Annotated in this window: 12 protein-coding genes; 7 read left to right on the top strand and 5 right to left on the bottom strand. The window is 73.9% G+C overall.

Annotation, left to right across the window (positions count from 1 at the left end; all coding sequences use genetic code 11):
* Nucleotide 1: 1 nt before the first annotated feature.
* A complete protein-coding gene (locus tag EJG53_RS09730) occupies nt 2-7,657 on the bottom strand; it encodes an amino acid adenylation domain-containing protein (protein WP_125044532.1) in 7,656 nt (2,551 codons plus the stop codon).
* 147 nt (nt 7,658-7,804) lie between these two features.
* On the opposite strand from EJG53_RS09730, the gene EJG53_RS09735 reads away from it, so the two are divergent.
* Nucleotides 7,805-8,983, top strand: coding sequence for an amidohydrolase (locus EJG53_RS09735; RefSeq protein ID WP_125044533.1), 1,179 nt, complete (start codon nt 7,805-7,807; stop codon nt 8,981-8,983).
* Nucleotides 8,984-9,047: 64 nt separating this feature from the next.
* Here the strand turns inward: EJG53_RS09735 and EJG53_RS09740 are convergent, their stop codons facing one another.
* Nucleotides 9,048-10,049 (bottom strand): ABC transporter substrate-binding protein, encoded by a 1,002-nt coding sequence (locus EJG53_RS09740; RefSeq protein ID WP_125044534.1) that lies wholly within the window; start codon nt 10,047-10,049, stop codon nt 9,048-9,050.
* Between the two features lie 154 nt (nt 10,050-10,203).
* Here EJG53_RS09740 and EJG53_RS09745 point away from each other — a divergent pair, with 154 nt between their 5' ends.
* Nucleotides 10,204-11,001 (top strand): ABC transporter ATP-binding protein, encoded by a 798-nt coding sequence (locus tag EJG53_RS09745; RefSeq protein ID WP_031012857.1) that lies wholly within the window; start codon nt 10,204-10,206, stop codon nt 10,999-11,001.
* Between the two features lie 123 nt (nt 11,002-11,124).
* Here EJG53_RS09745 and EJG53_RS09750 read toward each other — a convergent pair whose 3' ends face one another.
* Nucleotides 11,125-12,324 carry a glycosyltransferase gene (locus tag EJG53_RS09750; protein WP_125044535.1) on the bottom strand — a complete coding sequence of 400 codons (1,200 nt, stop codon included), beginning with the start codon at nt 12,322-12,324 and terminating at the stop codon, nt 11,125-11,127.
* 274 nt (nt 12,325-12,598) lie between these two features.
* On the opposite strand from EJG53_RS09750, the gene EJG53_RS09755 reads away from it, so the two are divergent.
* The 3 genes from EJG53_RS09755 (at nt 12,599) to EJG53_RS09765 (ending at nt 14,420) form a co-directional block, all read left to right on the top strand.
* Nucleotides 12,599-13,369: a 2OG-Fe dioxygenase family protein gene (locus EJG53_RS09755; RefSeq protein WP_125044536.1), complete on the top strand. Its 771-nt coding sequence runs from the start codon at nt 12,599-12,601 to the stop codon at nt 13,367-13,369.
* Between the two features lie 105 nt (nt 13,370-13,474).
* A complete protein-coding gene (locus tag EJG53_RS09760) occupies nt 13,475-14,137 on the top strand; it encodes a HemK2/MTQ2 family protein methyltransferase (protein WP_125044537.1) in 663 nt (220 codons plus the stop codon).
* Nucleotides 14,118-14,420, top strand: coding sequence for a CDGSH iron-sulfur domain-containing protein (locus EJG53_RS09765; RefSeq protein WP_125044538.1), 303 nt, complete (start codon nt 14,118-14,120; stop codon nt 14,418-14,420). The genes EJG53_RS09760 and EJG53_RS09765 overlap by 20 nt, the downstream gene beginning before the upstream one ends.
* Here EJG53_RS09765 and EJG53_RS09770 read toward each other — a convergent pair.
* Both EJG53_RS09770 and EJG53_RS09775 read right to left on the bottom strand, forming a co-directional pair.
* Nucleotides 14,400-15,377, bottom strand: coding sequence for an iron-containing redox enzyme family protein (locus EJG53_RS09770; protein ID WP_125044539.1), 978 nt, complete (start codon nt 15,375-15,377; stop codon nt 14,400-14,402). The genes EJG53_RS09765 and EJG53_RS09770 overlap by 21 nt on opposite strands.
* A gap of 253 nt (nt 15,378-15,630) precedes the next feature.
* Complete coding sequence (locus tag EJG53_RS09775) at nt 15,631-16,848, bottom strand: FUSC family protein (RefSeq protein ID WP_244955076.1); 1,218 nt, start codon at nt 16,846-16,848, stop codon at nt 15,631-15,633.
* A 464-nt stretch (nt 16,849-17,312) separates the two neighbouring features.
* Between EJG53_RS09775 and EJG53_RS09780 the strand changes: the two genes are divergently transcribed.
* Both EJG53_RS09780 and EJG53_RS09785 read left to right on the top strand, forming a co-directional pair.
* Nucleotides 17,313-17,555 carry a hypothetical protein gene (locus tag EJG53_RS09780; protein WP_125044540.1) on the top strand — a complete coding sequence of 81 codons (243 nt, stop codon included), beginning with the start codon at nt 17,313-17,315 and terminating at the stop codon, nt 17,553-17,555.
* 100 nt (nt 17,556-17,655) lie between these two features.
* Nucleotides 17,656-18,357: a hypothetical protein gene (locus tag EJG53_RS09785; RefSeq protein ID WP_244955077.1), complete on the top strand. Its 702-nt coding sequence runs from the start codon at nt 17,656-17,658 to the stop codon at nt 18,355-18,357.
* Nucleotides 18,358-18,366 lie beyond the last annotated feature (9 nt).

The following is an 18,366-nucleotide window of genomic DNA, read 5'->3' on the forward strand; positions in this document are numbered from 1 at the left end:
GTCACCCCTCCAGTTCGGTGAGGCGGTCGGCCACCACGCGCGCGATGTGCGCGATGGGCTCGGGCAGGGTCATGTCCTTGTGGGAGCACTCGACGTCGGTGTTGTCGATGCGGCCGGTGACGTAGGGGGTCCAGGTGTCGGGGGTGAGGGTGTCGTCGATGGTGTCCACGACGGCCCGGAAGAAGAGCACGTCGCCCCGGAAGACGCGGTGGTCGTAGGCCCGTACGAGGTCGTTGGTGTTGAGGTAGATGGCGCCCAGGGCCTTGATGGTGTCGGTGGACAGGGTGGACAGCGGGCTGCCCTCGCGCTGTAGGACCTCCACCACGGTGGCGGTGGTCAGCGGCTTGCCCTCCAGGCTGTCCGGCCCGTAGCCGCCCATGGTGAGCAGCGATTCGAGTGCTTCGGCCTCGTCGGGTACGGGCAGGTCGCGGAAGCCCTCGGCCGGGTAGGCGTCGAGGATGGCGAGGAGTTCGACCTCGTGGCCCTCGTCCTGGAGGTGGGTGGCCATGGCGTGCGCGATGATGCCGCCGGTGGACCAGCCGAGCAGCCGGTACGGGCCGGCCGGCTGCACCTCGCGGATGCGCGCGGCGTAGTGGGCGGCCAGTTCCTCCAGAGTGGCGGGCAGCGGCTGGTCCGCGGTGGCGGCGCCGACGCCCTGGGCCTGGAGGCCGTAGATCGGTACGTCGGCGGGCAGGTGGCGGATGAGTCCGGCGTAGCACCAGCTCAGGCCGCCCGCCGGGTGGACGCAGTGCACGGGGGCGCGGCTGCCCTGCCCGCTCGGGTCGGCGGGGCGCAGCGGCAGCAGCACGTCGAGCGGGTCGTCGTGGCGTACGGCGTCCAGGGCCGCGTCGAGGGCTGCGACGGTCGGCGACTGGAAGACCGTACCGATGGACACCTCGGTACCGAGCACGGCCTTGACGCGGCCGGCCAGCCGGACCGCGAGCAGCGAGTGCCCGCCGAGGTCGAAGAAGTTGTCCTCGACGCCGACCCGGTCCAGGCCCAGCACCTCGGCGAAGACCGAGCAGAGCAGTTCCTCGCGCGGGGTGCGGGGCGGGCGGCCGGTGGCGGCCGGGCGGTCCGGGGCGGGCAACGCCTTGCGGTCCAGCTTGCCGTTGTTGGTCAGCGGCAGCCGGTCGAGGAGGACGACGGCGGACGGGACCATGTGGACGGGCAGTTCGGCGGCGGCGTGGTCGCGCAGGGCGGCGGGGTCGGGCGCCTGGTCCGCGGCGGGCACCGCGTAGCCGACGAGCCGCTTGTCGCCGGGGGTGTCCTCCCGTACGACGACGGCCGTGTCCGCGACGGCGGGGTGCGCGGCGAGCACCGCCTCGATCTCACCCAGCTCGATGCGGAAGCCGCGCAGTTTGACCTGCTGGTCGGCGCGGCCGAAGTACTCCAGGGCGCCGTCGGCACGGCGCCGGGCGAGGTCGCCGGAGCGGTACATGCGGCTGCCCTCCTCGCCGAAGAGGTGGGCGTACGGGTCGGCGACGAAGCGGGTGGCGGTCAGCTCCTCGCGCCCCAGGTAGCCGCGGGCCAGGCCCTCGCCCGCGACGTACATCTCGCCGGTGACGCCGGGCGGTACGGGCTGGAGCCGGTCGTCGAGGACGTAGACGCGCAGGTCGGGGATGTTGACGCCGATGGTGCTGGAGGTGGCGCCCGCGGCGGTGGCGCGGTCGAGCGGGAAGTACGAGACGTGCACGGTGGTCTCGGTGATCCCGTACATGTTGACCAGGACCGGCGCGTCGTCGGCGTGCCGCTCGTACCAGTCGCCGAGCCGCCCCAGCTCCAGCGCCTCGCCGCCGAACACCACGTACCGCAGCGCGAGTTCCGCGCCGTCGCTCTCGCGGTCGGCGGCGGCGAGCTGGTAGAAGGCCGACGGTGTCTGGTTGAGGACGGTGACCCGCTCGGTGGCCAGCAGCTTCCGGAAAGCGTGCGGGTCGCGGCTGGTCAGGTGCGGTACGACGACGACCTTGCCGCCGTACAGCAGCGCGCCCCACAGCTCCCAGACGGAGAAGTCGAAGGCGTAGGAGTGGAACAGCGTCCAGACGTCGTCGGGGCCGAAGCCGAACCAGTGGTCGGTGGCGGTGAACAGGCGGGTGACGTTGTGGTGGGTGACGACGACGCCCTTGGGGCGGCCGGTGGAGCCCGAGGTGTAGATGACGTACGCGGCGTCGTCGGGGCGCAGCGGCCGGGTGCGGTCGGCCTGGGTCAGCGGGATGGCGTCGTATCCGTCGGCCGCGCCGCCGTCGACGGTGATCAGCGGCAGGGTGTGGGCCGGGAGCCGGGGTGCGGTCGCCGTGTCGGTGATCAGGGCGGCCGGGGCGGCGTCGTCGAGCATGTAGGCGAGGCGGTCGGCCGGGTAGTCCGGGTCGAGCGGCAGGTAGGCGGCTCCGGCGAGGGAGACCGCGAGCAGGCCGGTGACCAGGTCGACGGAGCGCGGCAGGGCGAGCGCGACGATCGAGCCGGGACCGATGCCGCGGGCGGCGAGCAGCCGGGCCAGGCGGTGGGCACGGGCGGAGAGTTCGGCGTAGGTGAGGGACTGTCCTTCGTAGCTGACGGCCGTGCGCCCGTGGTGGCTGCGGGCGGCGGCCTCGTAGACGTCGGCGAGCGTGGTGGCGGGGCGGGCGGCGAGGGGCTCGGCGGGCGTGTTCCAGGCGACGAGGGCGCGGTGGCGTTCCTCGTCTCCGAGCAGGGGCAGCAGGCCGAGCGGGGTGTCCGGGGCGTCGGCGGCCGCGGTGAGCAGCCGGGCCAGCCGGTCGGCGAGGCCCTGTACGGTCGCGCGGTCGAAGAGGTCGGTGCGGAACTCGAAGAAGCCGCCGATGCCCCCGCCGGGCTGCTCGCCCGCGTTGAGGGTGAGGTCGAACTTGGCCGTACCGGACGGCACGGCCGTCATCCGGGCGGTGGCCTGCGGGCCCAGCGCGAACGCGGCGTCCGGTACGGACTGCCAGGCCAGCATCGTCTGGAACAGGGGGTGCCGGGCGAGCGAACGCCGCGGGTTCAGCTCCTCGACGAGGTGGTCGAAGGGCAGCGTGTCGTGCTCGTACGCGGCGAGGGTGGTGGCCCGTACGCGCTCCAGGAGCGTGCGGAAGGCGGGGTCGCCGGAGGTGTCGGTGCGCAGCACGACGGTGTTGGTGAAGAAGCCGACGAGGGCGGCGGTGGCGTCGTCGGCGCGACCGGCGACGGGGGTGCCGAGGGGGATGTCGGTGCCGCAGCCGTGCCGGGTGAGGACGGCGGCGAGGCCCGCCTGCACGGTCATGAAGACGCTGGTGCCGGTGGTCCGGGCGAGGCGCTGGAGGGCGGCGTGGGCCGCGGCGTCGAGGGTGAAGGGGACGGTGTCGCCCGCGTGCGAGGCGACGGCCGGGCGCGGCCGGTCGGTGGGCAGTTCGAGCTGGTCGGGCAGGCCGGCGAGGGCCTGCTTCCAGTGTGCGAGCTGGGCGGCGGCGAGCGGGGTGGGCTCGGCGGGCGTGCCGAGGAGCTGCTGCTGCCGGGCGGCGTGGTCGGCGTACTGGAAGGGCAGCGGCGCGAACTCCGGTGCCCGGCCCGCGTGTCTGGCGGTGTAGGCGGTGGCGAGGTCGCGGGCCAGGGGCGTGGTGGAGGCGCCGTCACCGGCTATGTGGTGCAGCAGCAGGAGCAGGGTGTGGCGGTCCGGGCCGTCGCTGAACAGCGTGGCGCGGAGCGGGGGTTCGGCGGCCAGGTCGAAGCAGTGGCGTACGGCCTCGGCGAGGTCGTCACCGCCGGGCTCGGCGAGATGCACCTCCGGCTGCGCCAGCGGGTGCTCGGCGGGAAGAATCCGCTGGTAGGGCTTCTCCTCCCCGCCGTTGTCAGTGGTCGGATATACCGTTCTGAGTGTCTCGTGGCGAGCGGTCAGGTCGCGCAGGGCGAGCTGGAGCGCGCCACGGTCGACCGGTCCGTCGATGCGCAGCACGAGCGGGATGTTGTAGGTGGGGCTGGGGCCTTCGAGCCGATGGAGGAACCAGAGGCGCTGCTGGGCGGGCGAGAGGGGGAGGTGTCCGGTGCGGGGTACGGGAGTCGCGGGCAGGGCCGCGGACGGCGGGCCGTCGGTGTCGCCGGCCGCCGGTGCGGCGGAGTGGACGAGGGCGGCGAGCGCGGCCGGGGTGGGGTTGCGGAAGACGTCCGCGGTGCTCACGGGCGCCTGGAAGATCTCCCGCATACGCGCGGCCAGGCGGGCGGCCAGCAGCGAGTGACCGCCCAGGTCGAAGAACCCGGCGTCCGCCGGGGGGCTGGTGTCCAGTGAGAGGAGGTCGGCCAGCAGACCGCGGATGATGTCGGTGTGCGGGCTGCCGGTGCCTGCGGCGTCCGTACCGCCGGGCCCGGTGCCGGAACCGGTTCCGGCACGGCCCGAATCAGCGCCGGTGCCGGCGGCTCCGCCGTCACCCGAGCCGGGGACGCCCGGCGCGGGGTCCGGCAGGGCGCGGTGGTCCAGCTTGTCGTTGGCGGTGCGCGGCAGCGCGTCGAGCAGCGTCACCGTGGCCGGGACCATGTGCGCGGGCAGGGTGGCGGCGAGGTGTGCGCGGAGGGTGGTGGGGGTGGGTGGGGCGGGGGCGGGGGCCCCGGGAGAAGTGGCGGAGACAGCGCCCCCGGCCACCTCGCCGCTCGCCGCAGCGCCGCCCCCCGCGCCGTCGGCGTCCGTCCGCAGCACCGCGTACGCCAGCAGCCGCTTGCCCTGCGGGGTGTCGCGGGCGATCACCGCGGCCTGGGCGACGGCCGGGTGCTGGGCGAGGACGGCCTGGATCTCGCCGAGTTCGATGCGGAAGCCGCGGATCTTGACCTGGTCGTCGCTGCGGCCCAGGAACTCGACCGTGCCGTCCGCGCGGCGCCGTACGAGGTCCCCCGTCCGGTACATCCGGCTGCCGGGCGCGCCGTGCAGGGCGCCGTACGGGTCGGCGACGAAGCGTTCGGCGCTCAGGTCGGGCCGTCCGAGGTAGCCGCGGGCCAGGCAGGCGCCCGCCACGTACAGTTCACCGGTCACGCCGTCCGGCGTGGGCCGCAGGCAGGCGTCGAGGACGTAGGCCCGGGAGCCGCGCACCGGCCGCCCTGCGGGGGCCGCGATGCCGGTCGCACCACTGCTGGTGTCACCACTGCCGATGTCACCGCCGCCGACCGCACCGCCCTCGGCCTCCGGCGCGGTCCAGTAGTACGCGTCGACGGTGGTCTCCGTCGGCCCGTAGAGGTTGACCGCGTGCAGCCCCGCGGTCGTGGTCAGCCGTTCCCACAGCGGTACGGGTACGGCCTCGCCGCCGACGACGATCACGGCCGGGCGGTGCCGGCCGTCCTCCAAGAGCCCCTCGGCGAGGAGGGCTTCGGCGTAGGAGGGGGTGACGTCGAGGTAGTCGATGCGGTGCTCGTCCACGTAATGGGCGAGGGCGGCGGGGTCGCGGTAGGCGGTGTCGTCGAGGAGGTGCAGTTCGTGTCCGTGGACCATCCACAGCACCGGGTCCCAGGACGCGTCGAAGGCGAACGACGCGCTGTGCGCGACGCGCAGCCGTTCCCGGCCGGTGCGGGCGACGGCGGGGGCGACATGGTCGCTGCCGTGCCCGGCGTACAGGTTGGCGAGCGAGGCGTGGCTGACGACGACGCCCTTGGGGCGCCCGGTGGAGCCGGAGGTGTGGATGACGTAGGCGGCGTTGCCGGGCGCGATCGGCACGGCGGGCGCGCTGTCGGGCTGCGCGGCGAGCGCGTCGGCGGTGGCGGTGTCGTCCAGCGCGAGGACGGGCAGTCCGTGCGCGGGGAGTGCGGCCAGCGTCGCGGTGGTGCCGACGACGCACACCGGGCGGGCGTCTTCGAGGACGGCCAGGGTCCGGGCGGCCGGGTGGCCGAGGTCGAGGGGCTGGCAGACGCCGCCCGCCTTCAGTACGGCGAGCAGGGACGTCATCATGCCGGTGCCGCGTGGCAGGGCGAGGGCGACGGGGCGTTCCGGGCCCGCGCCGCGGGCGGCCAGCAGGTGGGCCAGGCGGTTGGCGGCGGCGTCCAGTTCGGCGAAGGTGAGCGCGGTGTCACCGGTGCGGACGGCCACGGCGTGCGGGGTGCGGGCGGCCTGTCCGGCGAAGTACGCGGGCAGGGTGCGGCCGGCGGGCGGTTCGTCGCGTCCGGTGGTGGCCCGGCGTACGGCGTCGGCGTCCAGCAGGTCGATGGTGCCTACGGGGCGGTGCGGGTCGGTCAGCAGGAGGTCGGCGAGCCCGTCGAGGTAGCGCAGGAACGATTCTCGGTGCCGGTCGAGTTCGTCCTCGGCGTACCGTCCGGTGTGTGCGTCGAGGCTGATGCGCAGCCCGCCGTCCGCGTCGGGCGAGGCAGTGACGGCGAGATCCTCGACGGGGCCCGCGGCGAGGTTGTGGACCGTGCCGGGCAGGCCGGCGAAGTCGAGGTCGCCGTCGAACGGCTTGATGTTGACCATGGGACCGGTCAGCGGCGTGGCGGCCGAGGAGAGCGCGAGGTCGCGGCGGATGTGGGCCTGCGGGTAGCGCTGGTGGCGGCGTACCGCGCGCATTTCGAGGACGATGCGGCGCAGCAGTACGGCCCCGGTGTCCTGCGGGTGCACGGCGATGCGCAGAGGCAGGACGTTGACGGTCATGGCCGGGGTGCGCAGCGCGGCGGGGCCGCGGCGGTTGGTCAGCGGCAGGCCGAGCACGACGTCCTCGGTACCGGTGAGGCGGTGCAGGTGGCCGGCGGTCGCGGCGATGACCAGTTCGGCCCAGGTCGCCTTGACCGCTTCGGCGGCCCGGGTGAGGCGGTCCAGGGTGGCGGCGGGCAGGTCGGTACGGGTACGGAGGACGTCGCCGGCGGCGATGGCGTCGGCGAGCGAGGCCGCGGTGACCGGGGCTTCGGAGGCCGGGACTTCGTCGGAGGCCGAGGCTTCGGAGGCCGGAGCTTCGGAGGCCGAGGCTTCAGAGGTACGTGCCGCGCGGGCGCCGGCCGTGCCACCCGCCAGGACCACCGGCTCCGGCCGCCCTGCCATCCTCTCGGCCCAGAATTCCCGGTCGGCGGTGTACTGCTCGCTCTCCAGGTACCGCGTCTCCTCCTCGACCAGCTCGCGCAGCGGCGCGAACCGGGTGGCCGCGGGCTCCTGCCCGGTGGCGAGGGCGGTGTAGAGCTCGGCGACGCGGCTGCCGACGAGTTGCAGGGCGTAGGCGTCGACGGCGATGTGGTGCACCCGCTGGTACCACCAGTACCGGTCGTCGGCGACGCGGAAGAGGGCCTGGGTGGTGAGCTGTCCGGCCTCGCCGAGGTCGGCGGCGCGGGTGAGGTCGGTGCGCATCCAGTCGCGGGCGGCCTCTTCGGCGGGCCGGCCGGCGTCGCGCAGGTCGATGCGGTGCAGCAGTCGTTCCGGGTCCGGCGGTACGACGTACTGGCTCGGCTCGCCGTCCGTCTCGCTCACACACACGCCGAGCGTCTCGGCCTCCGTGACCGTACGCAGCAGGGCGCGCTCGAACAGCGTCTCGTCCAGGGGGCCCTGGATCTCGACGACGTCCGCCGTGTTGAGTGCCGGGCTCTTGGGATTGATTTGACCCGCGTAATGGATGCCGGCCTGCGCGGTGAGCAGAGGGAACCCCCCGGGCCCGGCGGGACGTGGTGTTCCCGGCGCGGGAGCGCTGGGGCGCGACAGGGCCGCGGGGACTGCCTGGTCGACCGGACGCTGATGCATGTGTGTGACAACTCCCAGGGAGGAAACCGAGCTTCGCGGGCCGGCCGGCAGCCCGCGCACAAACTTAGGGAAGCCTAAGTTATTTTTACTCTTCTGCGGTGCCGCCGACCGCCACCGGCACCGGTCACCGAGCCCGAAGAGGAGACGATGACGTCCGCCCCCGCCCCCACCCCCGGCCCCGCCGCGCTCACCGCCGTCAAGGACGCCGTACGGCAGCGCATCAACGGCAAAGAACCCGTCCTGACCGACCTCAGCCGCCGCATCCACGGCCGTCCGGAGACGGCCTTTACCGAGACCAAGGCCGCTTCCTGGTGCGCCGGCCTGCTGCGCGAGCACGGCTTCGAGGTGACCGCGCCCGCCCACGGCCTGGACACCGCGTTCACCGCCACCACCGGGACCGGCCCGGTCACGGTGGCCATCGCCTGCGAGTACGACGCCCTGCCGGACCTCGGCCACGCCTGCGGCCACAACCTGATCGCCGCGGCCGGTGTCGGCGCGGCGCTGGGCCTGGCTCCGTACGCGGCGGAACTGGGCCTGACGGTCCGGGTCGTGGGCACGCCGGCCGAGGAGCGCGGCGCGGGCAAGGCGCTGCTGCTGGAGGCGGGCGCGTTCGACGGGGTGGACGCGGCGATGATGGTGCACCCGTGCCCGTTCGAGATGTCCGACTTCCGGTCCTTCGCGCTCGGCACGCTGTCCGTCACGTACACCGGCCGCACCGCCCATCCCAGCCTGAATCCGCACGAGGGCCGCAACGCGGCCGACGCCCTGACCGTGGCCCAGGTCGCGCTGGGCCTGCTGCGCCAGCAACTGCCGCCGCAGTGGCGGGTGCACGGCGTGACGACCTCGGCCGGCTCCGCGCCGAACGCGATACCCGACCGCGCGACGGCCGAGTACGAGATCCGCGCCGAGGCCGCCGAGGACCTGCGCGAGCTGCGGGAGCGCGTCGAGGCGTGCTTCCGGGCCGGTGCGCTGGCGACCGGCTGCGAGGTCACCCTGGAGCGCCCGGAGCCCGACTACCTGGACTTCCGCGGCGACCCCGAGCTGATCGCCCTGTGGGGCGCCAACGCGCGCGCCCTGGGCCGTCCCGAGCCGGTCGAGCGCGGGCCCTTCGCCTGTACGGACATGGGCAATGTGTCCCATGTGGTGCCCGCCATCCACCCCGTGCTGGACATCAGCGGGGGCGCCTGCGGGCCGCACGAGCCGGAGTTCGCGGAGGCTGCGGTGTCGCCGCGGGCCATGCAGGCCCTGCTCGACGGAGCGGTGGGCCTGGCCTGGACCGCGGCGGACTTCGCGTACGCCAGGAACCACGGCGCGGCCGGGGCATGACGGAGTGCCGGTGGCGTCCCGAGGGGCGCCACCGGCACCGCAGTGGCCTCCCGGCCGCTCCGGGTCAGGACTTGGTCAGCGCCTTGCTGATGTCGTTCATGACGACATCGCTGGCCAGCGGGCCGCCGCGGGTGGACCAGACGGAGCCGTCGACCGTCACCACGTGGCCCTTCTTCACCGCGCCCAGCTCCTTGTAGGCGGGCTTGGTCTGGACGTCCTTGAGGGCCTTCTCACCGTCGGAGGTGAGGGTGGACAGGAACAGCCAGTCGCCGTCGATCTCGTCGATCTTCTCCAGGCTGAGCGACGGGGCGTGCGCGTTGCCGTCCTTGTTCTGGTTGGCGGGCCGCTGCAGGCCCATCTCCAGGGCGACGCCGCTGGCGAACTGCTTCTTCTCCATCCAGCTCGGCCCGTCCGGGTTCCAGCGCACGATGGAGACGGCGGCGCCCTTGTTCGCGCCCAGCTTCTCGCCCGCGGCCTTGGCGGCGGCCTCGTGGTCGGCGATGACCTTGTTGGCGTCGTTCAGCTTGTTGACGGCGTTGCCGATGCCGCGGAAGGACACCTTCCAGTCGTCGGTGGGCGCCATCGTCACCAGGGTGGCGGGGGTGATCTCGCGGAGCTGCTTGAGCACCTGCTCGTCCTGCATGTCACCGGCGAGGATCAGGTCGGGCTTGGCCGCGACCACCTTGTCCATGACGGGCTTGAGCAGGCCGCCGACGATGTCGATGCCCTTGACCTTGTCCTTCAGGTAGGCGGGCGGCTCGTCCAGGCCCTGGCCGTTGGTGATGCCCACCGGCTTGATCTTCAGGGCGAGGACCGCGTCCAGGTCCTCCTGGGTCAGCGTGACGATCCGCTGCGGGTTCGCGGGCACCTCGACGACCTTGCCGGTGGCGTCCTTGACCGTACGGGTGCCACCGGACGCCGCCGCGTCCTTGCCGCCCTTGTCCTTGGCGTCCGCTCCGGAGTCCGCGCCGCAGCCGGTCAGCAGCAGCGCCGCGGCACCGAGGGCGGCGACGGCCGAGGCGGTACGGCGTCGGGCGGTGAGAAGTGGGCGGCGGGACACGGTCATCGGGGACTCCGGGTTTCAATGAACACGACGTGACGAGGCGTGCGTACGGCTGCCGCGGCAGCCGCACTTCCGCCGATTAGCGTTAAGGTTAGCCTTACCTTATGACAAATAGGCAAGAGGTGTGACCTCTGGCCCCGGGGAAAGGCCGGCTTCAGTGGAACTCCGCGTCGAGCAGCTCACCGCCGGATACGCCGGTCACCCGGTCGTCGACCGGGTCGACCTGACGGTCGGGTCGGGTCAGGTGGTGGCGGTGGTCGGCCCCAACGGCTGCGGCAAGTCCACACTGCTGCGCTGCATGGCGCGTCTGCACGAACCCGCGTCCGGCCGGGTGTTCGCGGGCGACGCCGACGTGTGGCGGCTCAAGCAGCGGGAGGCGGCCCACCGCATCGCCCTGCTCCCCCAGTCCCCGCAGGCGCCCGAGGCGGTCACCGTGGCGGGCCTCGTACGGTACGGACGCCACCCGCACCAGGGCCTGTTCCGCCAGTGGTCCCGCGAGGACGAACGGGCCGTCACCCGCGCCCTGGAGGCGACCGGCACCACCGGCCTGGCCGACCGCCGCCTCGACCAGCTCTCCGGCGGCCAGCGCCAGCGCTGCTGGCTGGCCATGGCCCTCGCCCAGGAGACCCCGGTCGTGCTGCTCGACGAACCGACCAGCGCCCTCGACATCGGCCACGCCGTGGAGGTGCTCGACCTGGTCCGCGAGGTCGCGGCGGCTGGGCGGACCATCGTGATGGTCGTCCACGACCTCGCGGCCGCGGCCCGCTACGCCGACACGGTCGTCGCCATGCGGGCGGGCCGGGTGGTCGCCGCCGGCCCGCCGCGCGAGATCATCGACGCGCCGCTGGTGAAGGAGCTGTACGGCGTCGACGCGGAAATCCTGGCCGCCCCGTCCGACGGCGCGCCGGTGGTCGTCCCGACGGCCCGCGCGGCGGCGGAGTCCGTACGGACCTGAAGCATCCGTCCTGGAACGCCCCCGGGCCGCTCCCTGGACCGCAACGCGGAAGTGCGGCGCCCCCGTCCCACGACAGGGGCACCGCACTCCCGACCTGTGCCGCCTCAGACGACCCACGCCACCTCAGGCGATGATCTTCTCCAGATCGTCCACGACCTGCCCCACGTCCGGCAGCGCCAGGCTGGCGAGCTGCGCCTGCCGCATCCGGGCGGCGATGCCGCGGTTGCCCAGGATCTCCCGGCACACGGCGGCGACGGCCTCCGGCGCGGTGTCGGTCAGGTGCCGGCCGAGGCCGAGTTCCTGCACCCGCTGGGCGTTGGGCAGTTGGTCGCCGAAGTTGGGCAGCACCGCCATGGGCGTGCCCGTGCGCACCGCTTCCCGGACGCTGTTGTAGCCGCCGTGGGTGAGGAACAGATCGGCGCACTCCAGCAGCAGCGGCTGCGCGAGACGGTCCGTCAGGCGGACGTGCGGCGCGGGCTCCGCGCCGGCCGGACGGATGCCGCCGGTCGCCACCACGGCCGTGCAGTCGAGCTGTGACAGCCCCGCGACGATGATGCCCAGTTGCTCGGCCGGGTCGGTCATCCCCACCGGCAGCGGCGCGCCCTCGGGCAGCACCTCGCGGAACATCGGCAGCGCGGTGCCCACCGCGGCGAACACCAGGGGCCGGTCGGTGGGCAGTTCGGTCACCCAGTCGGGCAGTCCGGCAGTGCGGTCCACGACGGTGGTCTGGCGGTAGGCGAAGACCGTCGTGGGGAAGCGGGCGAAGGAGAAGGCGGCGGGCAGGTAGTCGAAACGGCCGTGCGGGTAGAGCGATTCGGGCTTCTCCTGTACGGGCAGTTCCAGTCGCTCGCGCAGCTTGTTGAGTCCCGGCAGCAGGGTTTCCGGGTCGAGCATGTTGACCGTACCCGCGGGGATGGGCAGTTGCGGGATGCCGAGCCGTTCGGCGAGCAGGCACGCGCCGAAGTCCATGCCGTCCCGGATGATGACGTCCGGGCGTACGGTGCGGGCCAGTTCGGCCAGTACCTGGTGGCTCTCGACGGCCATGTCGCCGACGAGCCGGTCGAGCAGCATGCGCAGGTGCCGGTCCTCGTCGGACAGGCCGTCCGCGTCTGCCGCCTCGTCGGCCTTCTCCTGCCAGCCGGACCCGAAGTCGATCCGGGGCAGGCAGGTTTCCACCGTGACCGGGTCGGCGGCGAAGACGGGGGCCACTTCGGGCGTCGTGGCCACCGTGACGGCGTGGCCGGCCCCGGCCAGCGCGCGGGCCAGCGGCAGCAGGGCTCTGCCGTGCGACGGAGAGCCGGTCGCGGTGCACAGGACGCGCATGGGTTCCTCTTCTCTGGGCGTTCTCTGGCGGAGGCGGTGCGATCACCGTAGGAAGCGCCGAAAAGAGGTGTCAAAGAAAGGTGACGACATACGACGACATTGAGTCATCCGGCATGAACAGGCCGCCGAGCGGGCAGGGCCCGGCCCATGATCCACCCCGCCGCTCCCGTACCGGGCCCCGGGTGCGCGCAAGATGCGATCAGCGGCCGGCCGCCACACGATGGGACCACGCAGGCGCTGCGGCGCACGCCCGGCAGGAAGGCGGACAACCGACGTGGAGCACATCGACGACCGCTCGGCGCCGTCCGGCACCGGCGGCGCGGCCGGGGCCGACTCCCCGGTCGAGGCCGCGCGCTCGTGCCTGACCCACTCCGCCGTCTGCCTGATGTCCCCGGCCTCGGTCCGGGCCCAGATGGGCGCGGACGACACGGCGTGGGCGCGCTTCGCCGCGCACTGGGACGACCTGGGCGAGGACCGGTACGCGGCCGAGCAGGGCACCCGCAGGCTGCGCCGGTACGGCCAGTTCTCCCTCACCCCGGCCACCGGGGAACTCGTCCAGCTCTCCCATACGCCGTTCGTGCAGCCGAAGGACACCAACCCGCTGTACGAGACGGTGGACCGGCACTTCGAGCCGCTGACCGACGCGTTCGTCGCCGACCCGCTGCTGCGGCCGCTGTTCACCCTGCTGGGGCAGGCGGCGGCCGCCCTGGACGACGCCGGGCGGTGGATCGTCAAGGTGCACCCCTTCCGGGTCGTCGCGACGGCCGACGACGTGGGCGACCCCACCCCGGAGGGCCGCCACAAGGACGGCGTCACGCTGGTGTCGTCGCTCCTCGTCAACCGTGACAACGCCACCGGCGGCCAGAGCAGCGTCTACACCCTCGACGGGCGGGAGCTGCTGTCCACGACCCTGTACCGGCCGGGCAGCCTGCTGCTGTCGGACGACCGGGACTCGCTGCACTGCGTCTCCCCGATCCGGCCGATGGACCGGTCGCGGCCCGCGTATCGCGACGTGCTGGTGACCACGCTCACCGCCGTGCGGTGACGTCCGGGGCCCCGGGACCGCGACTTCCGTGGGCCGCTCGGCGTCCCGTCCCCGCGACTTTCGTCCGTCGTGAAATGAACGATGCTTCCGGGGTACTCGTGGCCCGTGTTCTTCATCAAACCCCCCGGCGTGTACGCGCCCCAGGAAGACACCGGAATGCTGGCCGCGGCCCTCCGGCGTGAGACCCTGCGCCCGGGTGCCGAGGTGCTGGACGTGGGTGCGGGCAGCGGTGCCCTGGCGGTCGCCGCGGCCCGGCACGGGGCCGGGCGGGTCACCGCGACGGACGCGGCGTTCGCCGCCGTGCTCACCACCCGGCTGAACGCCTGGTTCGCCGGGCACGCGAGCCGGGTGCGCGCACACCGGGGCGATCTGCTGCGTCCCGTGGCCGGGCGCCACTTCGACCTGGTCATGGCGAACCCGCCGTACGTGCCCTGCCCGGCACCCGTACTGCCGCGCGGCGGCCGGGCGCGGGCGTGGGACGCCGGGCCGGACGGGCGCGCCGTACTGGACCGGCTGTGCGCGCAGGTACCGGCGCTGCTCGCCCCGGGCGGTGTGCTGCTGCTCGTGCACTCGCAGCTCTGCGCCCCCGACCGGACCGTGGACCTGCTGACGGGCGCCGGGCTGGAGACCTCGGTCACCGACCGGAGGTTCATCCCCTTCGGGCCCGTGATGCGGCAGCGCGCCCCGTGGCTGGAGGCCCAGGGGCTGATCGCCCCCGGCCAGGACAAGGAAGAGCTGGTGGTGGTCCGTGCGCAGCGACCCGAGTGAGCAGGAGCGGGAATCCGTACCGGAGCGGGCGGAAGGGGCGGAGCGGGCGCGCAAGGAAGCGCGCCGGGTCGTCCAGGACCCCGGTGGCCCGGTGCTCATCGAGGGCCCGGTCGAAGTGGAGGCGGACGACGGGACCGTGGCCCGTTCGGACCGCCCGTTCGTGGCGCTGTGCATGTGCCGCCGCAGCCGGACCTACCCGTGGTGCGACACCAGTCACCGAGGCCGCAAGCGTCCCCCGGCCGCGCGTACGGCCGGGGGCGCGTCAGAGCGCGGCGAACAGTGAGGACTCGCCCGCCTGCCAGGCGCTGAGCAGGTGCTCGCCCAGCCGGTCCTCCAGCAGTTCGGTGGCCCCGATGCCGAACGCGACGTCCGGCGCGAGCGCGGGCTCCTCCCGCAGCAGTCCCTTCACCACTTGGTGGCGCACCACCTGTTCGTGCACGGCGTCCGCCTCGACGTGCTCGGCGTAGAAGTGCACGGCCGCCGGTCCGGCCTCCAGCCGCTCCAGCGCCTGCGCGAGGCGGCGGGAACCGGGCGACGAGGTGATCTCCACCCAGGCGAAGTGGCCGATCAGGGCGCCCCGGTGCACCCGGTGCAGCCCGAAGAGCGACATCAGGTTGTTGACGGCGAGCATCTGCCGGCAGCAGACGCCCAGGTAGCGGCCGTACGTACGGTCCAGGCTGAGGTCGTCCATCAGGTCGCCGAAGAGCCGGGAGTGCACCCGCTCGGCGCGGCCCGCCCCGAACTCGTCGTACTCCACCGCCATCATCCCGGCCTTGGCCTGCCCCCACAGGCGCGGCACCACCCACAGGTGGGGGTCGGCCTCCTTGAGGTGGTAGAGGGACCGCTGGGCCGCGTACTCCCGCAGGTGCCGGTACTCGCCCTGGTCCCGCAGGAAGTGCGAGACGCCGTCCCCGTCCGCCGGCTCCACCAGCAGGTCGTCGAGCAGCGCGTCCACGTCCGCGCGCTCGGGGACGTCGGCGCGCAGCGCGTCGAGGAAGGCGCGCTCCAGGGCTGCCCGGAAGCGCAGCAGTTCCGGGTCCCACTCCCAGGTGTCGGGTACGGCGTCGAAGCCGCGGTAGTGCAGCTCGTAGCAGAGGGCGAGGGCGAGGTGCAGGTCGTCGCCGTACGGGTCCGACGCCGCCGCCGTACGGCTGTCCGGCAGCCGTACGGTACCGGGCGGCTGCTCCAGTGCGGCGACGACCGCCGCCGACAGGTCTCCGCGGGGCGGGGGGCGTTTCACGTCGCGGTCCTTCCGTTCACCCGTCCGGGGGACGGTGTGCCGTGTGGCTCACGGGTGCCCCCGGCGGTCTCGGGGAAACGCCGTGGCCTGGTGGTACGGGGTGGGCGGGGGCCGGGCGGGCGCCCGTCAGCCGGGGGGGCGACGGCCGGGCGGAAGGGGGGCTCAGTTGGTGTCCGACGGCCGGACGAGGTGTCGGCCGCGCCTGCGGTACGGTCCCGGCCCCGCGGCTCTCCCGGCTTCGGCCGCCCCGGCTTCACCTCCCGCCCCGGCTCCCCCTGCCTCCACGCATCCTTCCGGCCTCCGACTGCCGCACTTTCTCCGCGCTCTCCAAGTTCTCCGCGCTCTTCGGGGCGTCCGGTTCCGCGAAGTGGGTCAGCTCGTGCAGTAGCTGCTTCATCTCCACGAGCAGCTCGCCGCTCGCCGCGGCGGCCGGCGGGTCGCGCTGCTCACGGAAGTCGTCCGCGAGCCCGTCGTACAGCTCCTGCGCCCGCGCACGCGCCCGGCGGTAGCGCTCCCCCGCCTCCGCCCGCTCGTGGTCCGCGAGCAGGTCCTCCTCGGCCTGGCACAGCGTCGCGGCCTCGTCCGCGAGATCCGCGTAACGCCGCAGGAACGCGGCGCCGGGCGCCGTCAGCCGTGCTTTCTCCCCTGCCGTGCCGGCCAGCGTGCGGGTGATGGCCTGGAGGTGGGCGACCGCCCGCTCCCACACCGCGTCCGCCTTCTCGGGCGGCGGCGGGTGCGGTCCGGTACGGCGCAGCCGGAAGCCGGGGTTGAAGCGGGAGCTCTCGGCGTTCCACTCGCGCGCGCTGGCCAGCGCCCGCAGCACCTGGCCGAGGCGGCATCCGCGATCGTGCCAGCCCGCCGCGTCCGTGGCGCTCCACTCCTCGTCACGCAGGCCCTCGGCCATGAGCCGCAGCAGTTCGGCGCTCTCCCGGGGCAGCCGCCGCAGTTGGTCGTGGACATTGCGCAGGTGCACCGGCGGGAGGATCAGCGCGTTGACGGTGATGCCGATGACCGCCCCGATCGCGGTCTCCATGAGCCGGTGCCCGACCTCGGTCAGCGAGTAGGCGCCGTAGGTGATGACGAACAGGGCGGTGGTCGCGCCGTAGATGCCCTGGGCGCCCAGTCTGCGGTGGGTGCCGACCAGCGTCATCACCGGCAGCACGATGAGCATGGCGCCCAGCGTGCTGCCGTCCGTCGCGGCCATCGCCGCGGAGGCCAGCAGGGCGCCGAGCACGATCACCACGAGCTGTTGGAGTCCGGAGCGCAGCGAGCGGTACACGGTGGCGTCGACCAGCGCCAGCGCGGTCCACGGGGCCATCAGGGCCAGCGGCGCGTTCAGCCACCAGCCCGTCAGCGCCCAGGCCGTGACCGCGGCGCCGGCCGCTTTCAGCGACTGGACGACGGTGTCCCGCTCCGGCCCGGCCCCCGGACCGCGCCACGCACCGTGCGGCCGACCGCGGCCACTTCCCACCACACCCACCGCCACCCGGCCGTGCCGCGCGCCTCCGCCAACTCCGCCTCCCGGCTCACTTTTCCGTGCGGGTCGGGTCCGCCGCGGTGACCGGGGGCCCGGCGCGCTGGGTACCCATGATCGTCCGGGCTAGTCGCGGCGGCGTCCCGCCCGCGTCCGGCCGCGTCCCCCCGGGGCGGACCGGCGCGGGCGTACGGGCCGGGCCGGAGCCGGAGCAGCGGCGGGAGCCGAGCAGCGAAGGGCGCCGGATGCCGCCGGGCAGCCGCACTGCCTTCGAACACCCCTGCCGTTCCCTCTGCCGCACGGGTGATCCCGGGCACCCGTAGGGGTGGTCGCACCGACCACGGCGCTTCGCAACCGCCCATGCGCACCTTGACTGGATGCGCGCTTTTTCCCAGTCAGCCCCACCACCCCGTACTTCCCCTCCCCATCCTCCCCTCCTCCCCCATGGAAGCCTCACCTTGATGCGTATCCGTTCCGCAGTCGTCACAGCGCTCGCCGCGGCCGGCGCGGCCGCCCTCGCCCCGCAGCCCGCCGCCGCGAACTCGGCATCGAGCCCGACGATCTCCTCCCTCACCGAGTCCGAGGCCGTCGGGCTGCTGCGCATCCCGCTGAGCGAGTCCAACGTCGCGACGGTCCTGGGCTTCGCCGAGACGGCCGCCCGGCCGCTGAACATGGAGAAGGGCGCCTCGCTCACCGGGAAGTGACAGCGCGGGGCAGTCACCCCCAGGGCGCACGCACGTACGAGCCGCTGCGCGCGTGTGCGCCCCCGTCTGCGCCTGCCCGCCCCCTCGCCCCGACGGCACCGTGGAGTACAGAACCGGTACCCCGGACTCCGACGAGGAGAGCGAAGTGATCCACATCAGCGAGACGCTCATGCTGCAGACGGTCGAGGAGTTCCTCACCGCGGAGGAGATCTCCCGGCTGGTCAAGATCATGGACAGCGAGGCGGCCGGCTGGCAGCCCCGCCACCAGGCCGAGGTCCTCAAGGCCCCGGCCACCGCCCAGGAGGTCCTGGCCGACGCCACCCAGCGGGCACTGCCCGCGATCCGGCGCAGTATGCCGTCCATCGCCGGGTCCGGCCACTGGGGTTACACCGAACTCGCCGTGGGCGAGAGCGTGCCCACCCACCTCGACGGGATCAGCAGCCCGCGGACGCCGCCCCGGCGCATCGGCCGGATCGGCGTGACGATCGCGGACGCGGCGGAAGGCGGCCGGTTCTACATCGAGACCACGTCGGACTCCGCTCCCTGGACCGACACCCTGCTGGGCGCGGCCGACGGGTACGAGCCGGACACCCCGCTGACCCACAGCCTGCCGCACGGCCCCGCCGCCCACGAGGTCACCCCGCAGTGGCTGAGCGCGCCGCGCAAGAGCCGGTGGCTGACCGACGCCGGGCCGGGGGTGGCCGTCGCGTACGGCGCGCAGGTCATCCACGGCGTCACACCGGTGCTCCGCGGCCGGGTACGCAAGTTCGTCACCGACCTCGTGGACACGGCGACGTCCTGACGCAGTACG

It is taken from the genome of Streptomyces chrestomyceticus JCM 4735 (assembly GCF_003865135.1).
Taxonomy (GTDB): domain Bacteria; phylum Actinomycetota; class Actinomycetes; order Streptomycetales; family Streptomycetaceae; genus Streptomyces; species Streptomyces chrestomyceticus.

Coding starts and splice junctions, on each gene's coding strand:
- EJG53_RS09750 (WP_125044535.1), bottom strand. CDS start 12,324: ATGCGCGTCCTGTGCACCGCGACCGGCTCTCCGTCGCACGGCAGAGCC.
- EJG53_RS09740 (WP_125044534.1), bottom strand. CDS start 10,049: ATGACCGTGTCCCGCCGCCCACTTCTCACCGCCCGACGCCGTACCGCC.
- EJG53_RS09730 (WP_125044532.1), bottom strand. CDS start 7,657: ATGCATCAGCGTCCGGTCGACCAGGCAGTCCCCGCGGCCCTGTCGCGC.
- EJG53_RS09780 (WP_125044540.1), top strand. CDS start 17,313: ATGCGTATCCGTTCCGCAGTCGTCACAGCGCTCGCCGCGGCCGGCGCG.
- EJG53_RS09735 (WP_125044533.1), top strand. CDS start 7,805: ATGACGTCCGCCCCCGCCCCCACCCCCGGCCCCGCCGCGCTCACCGCC.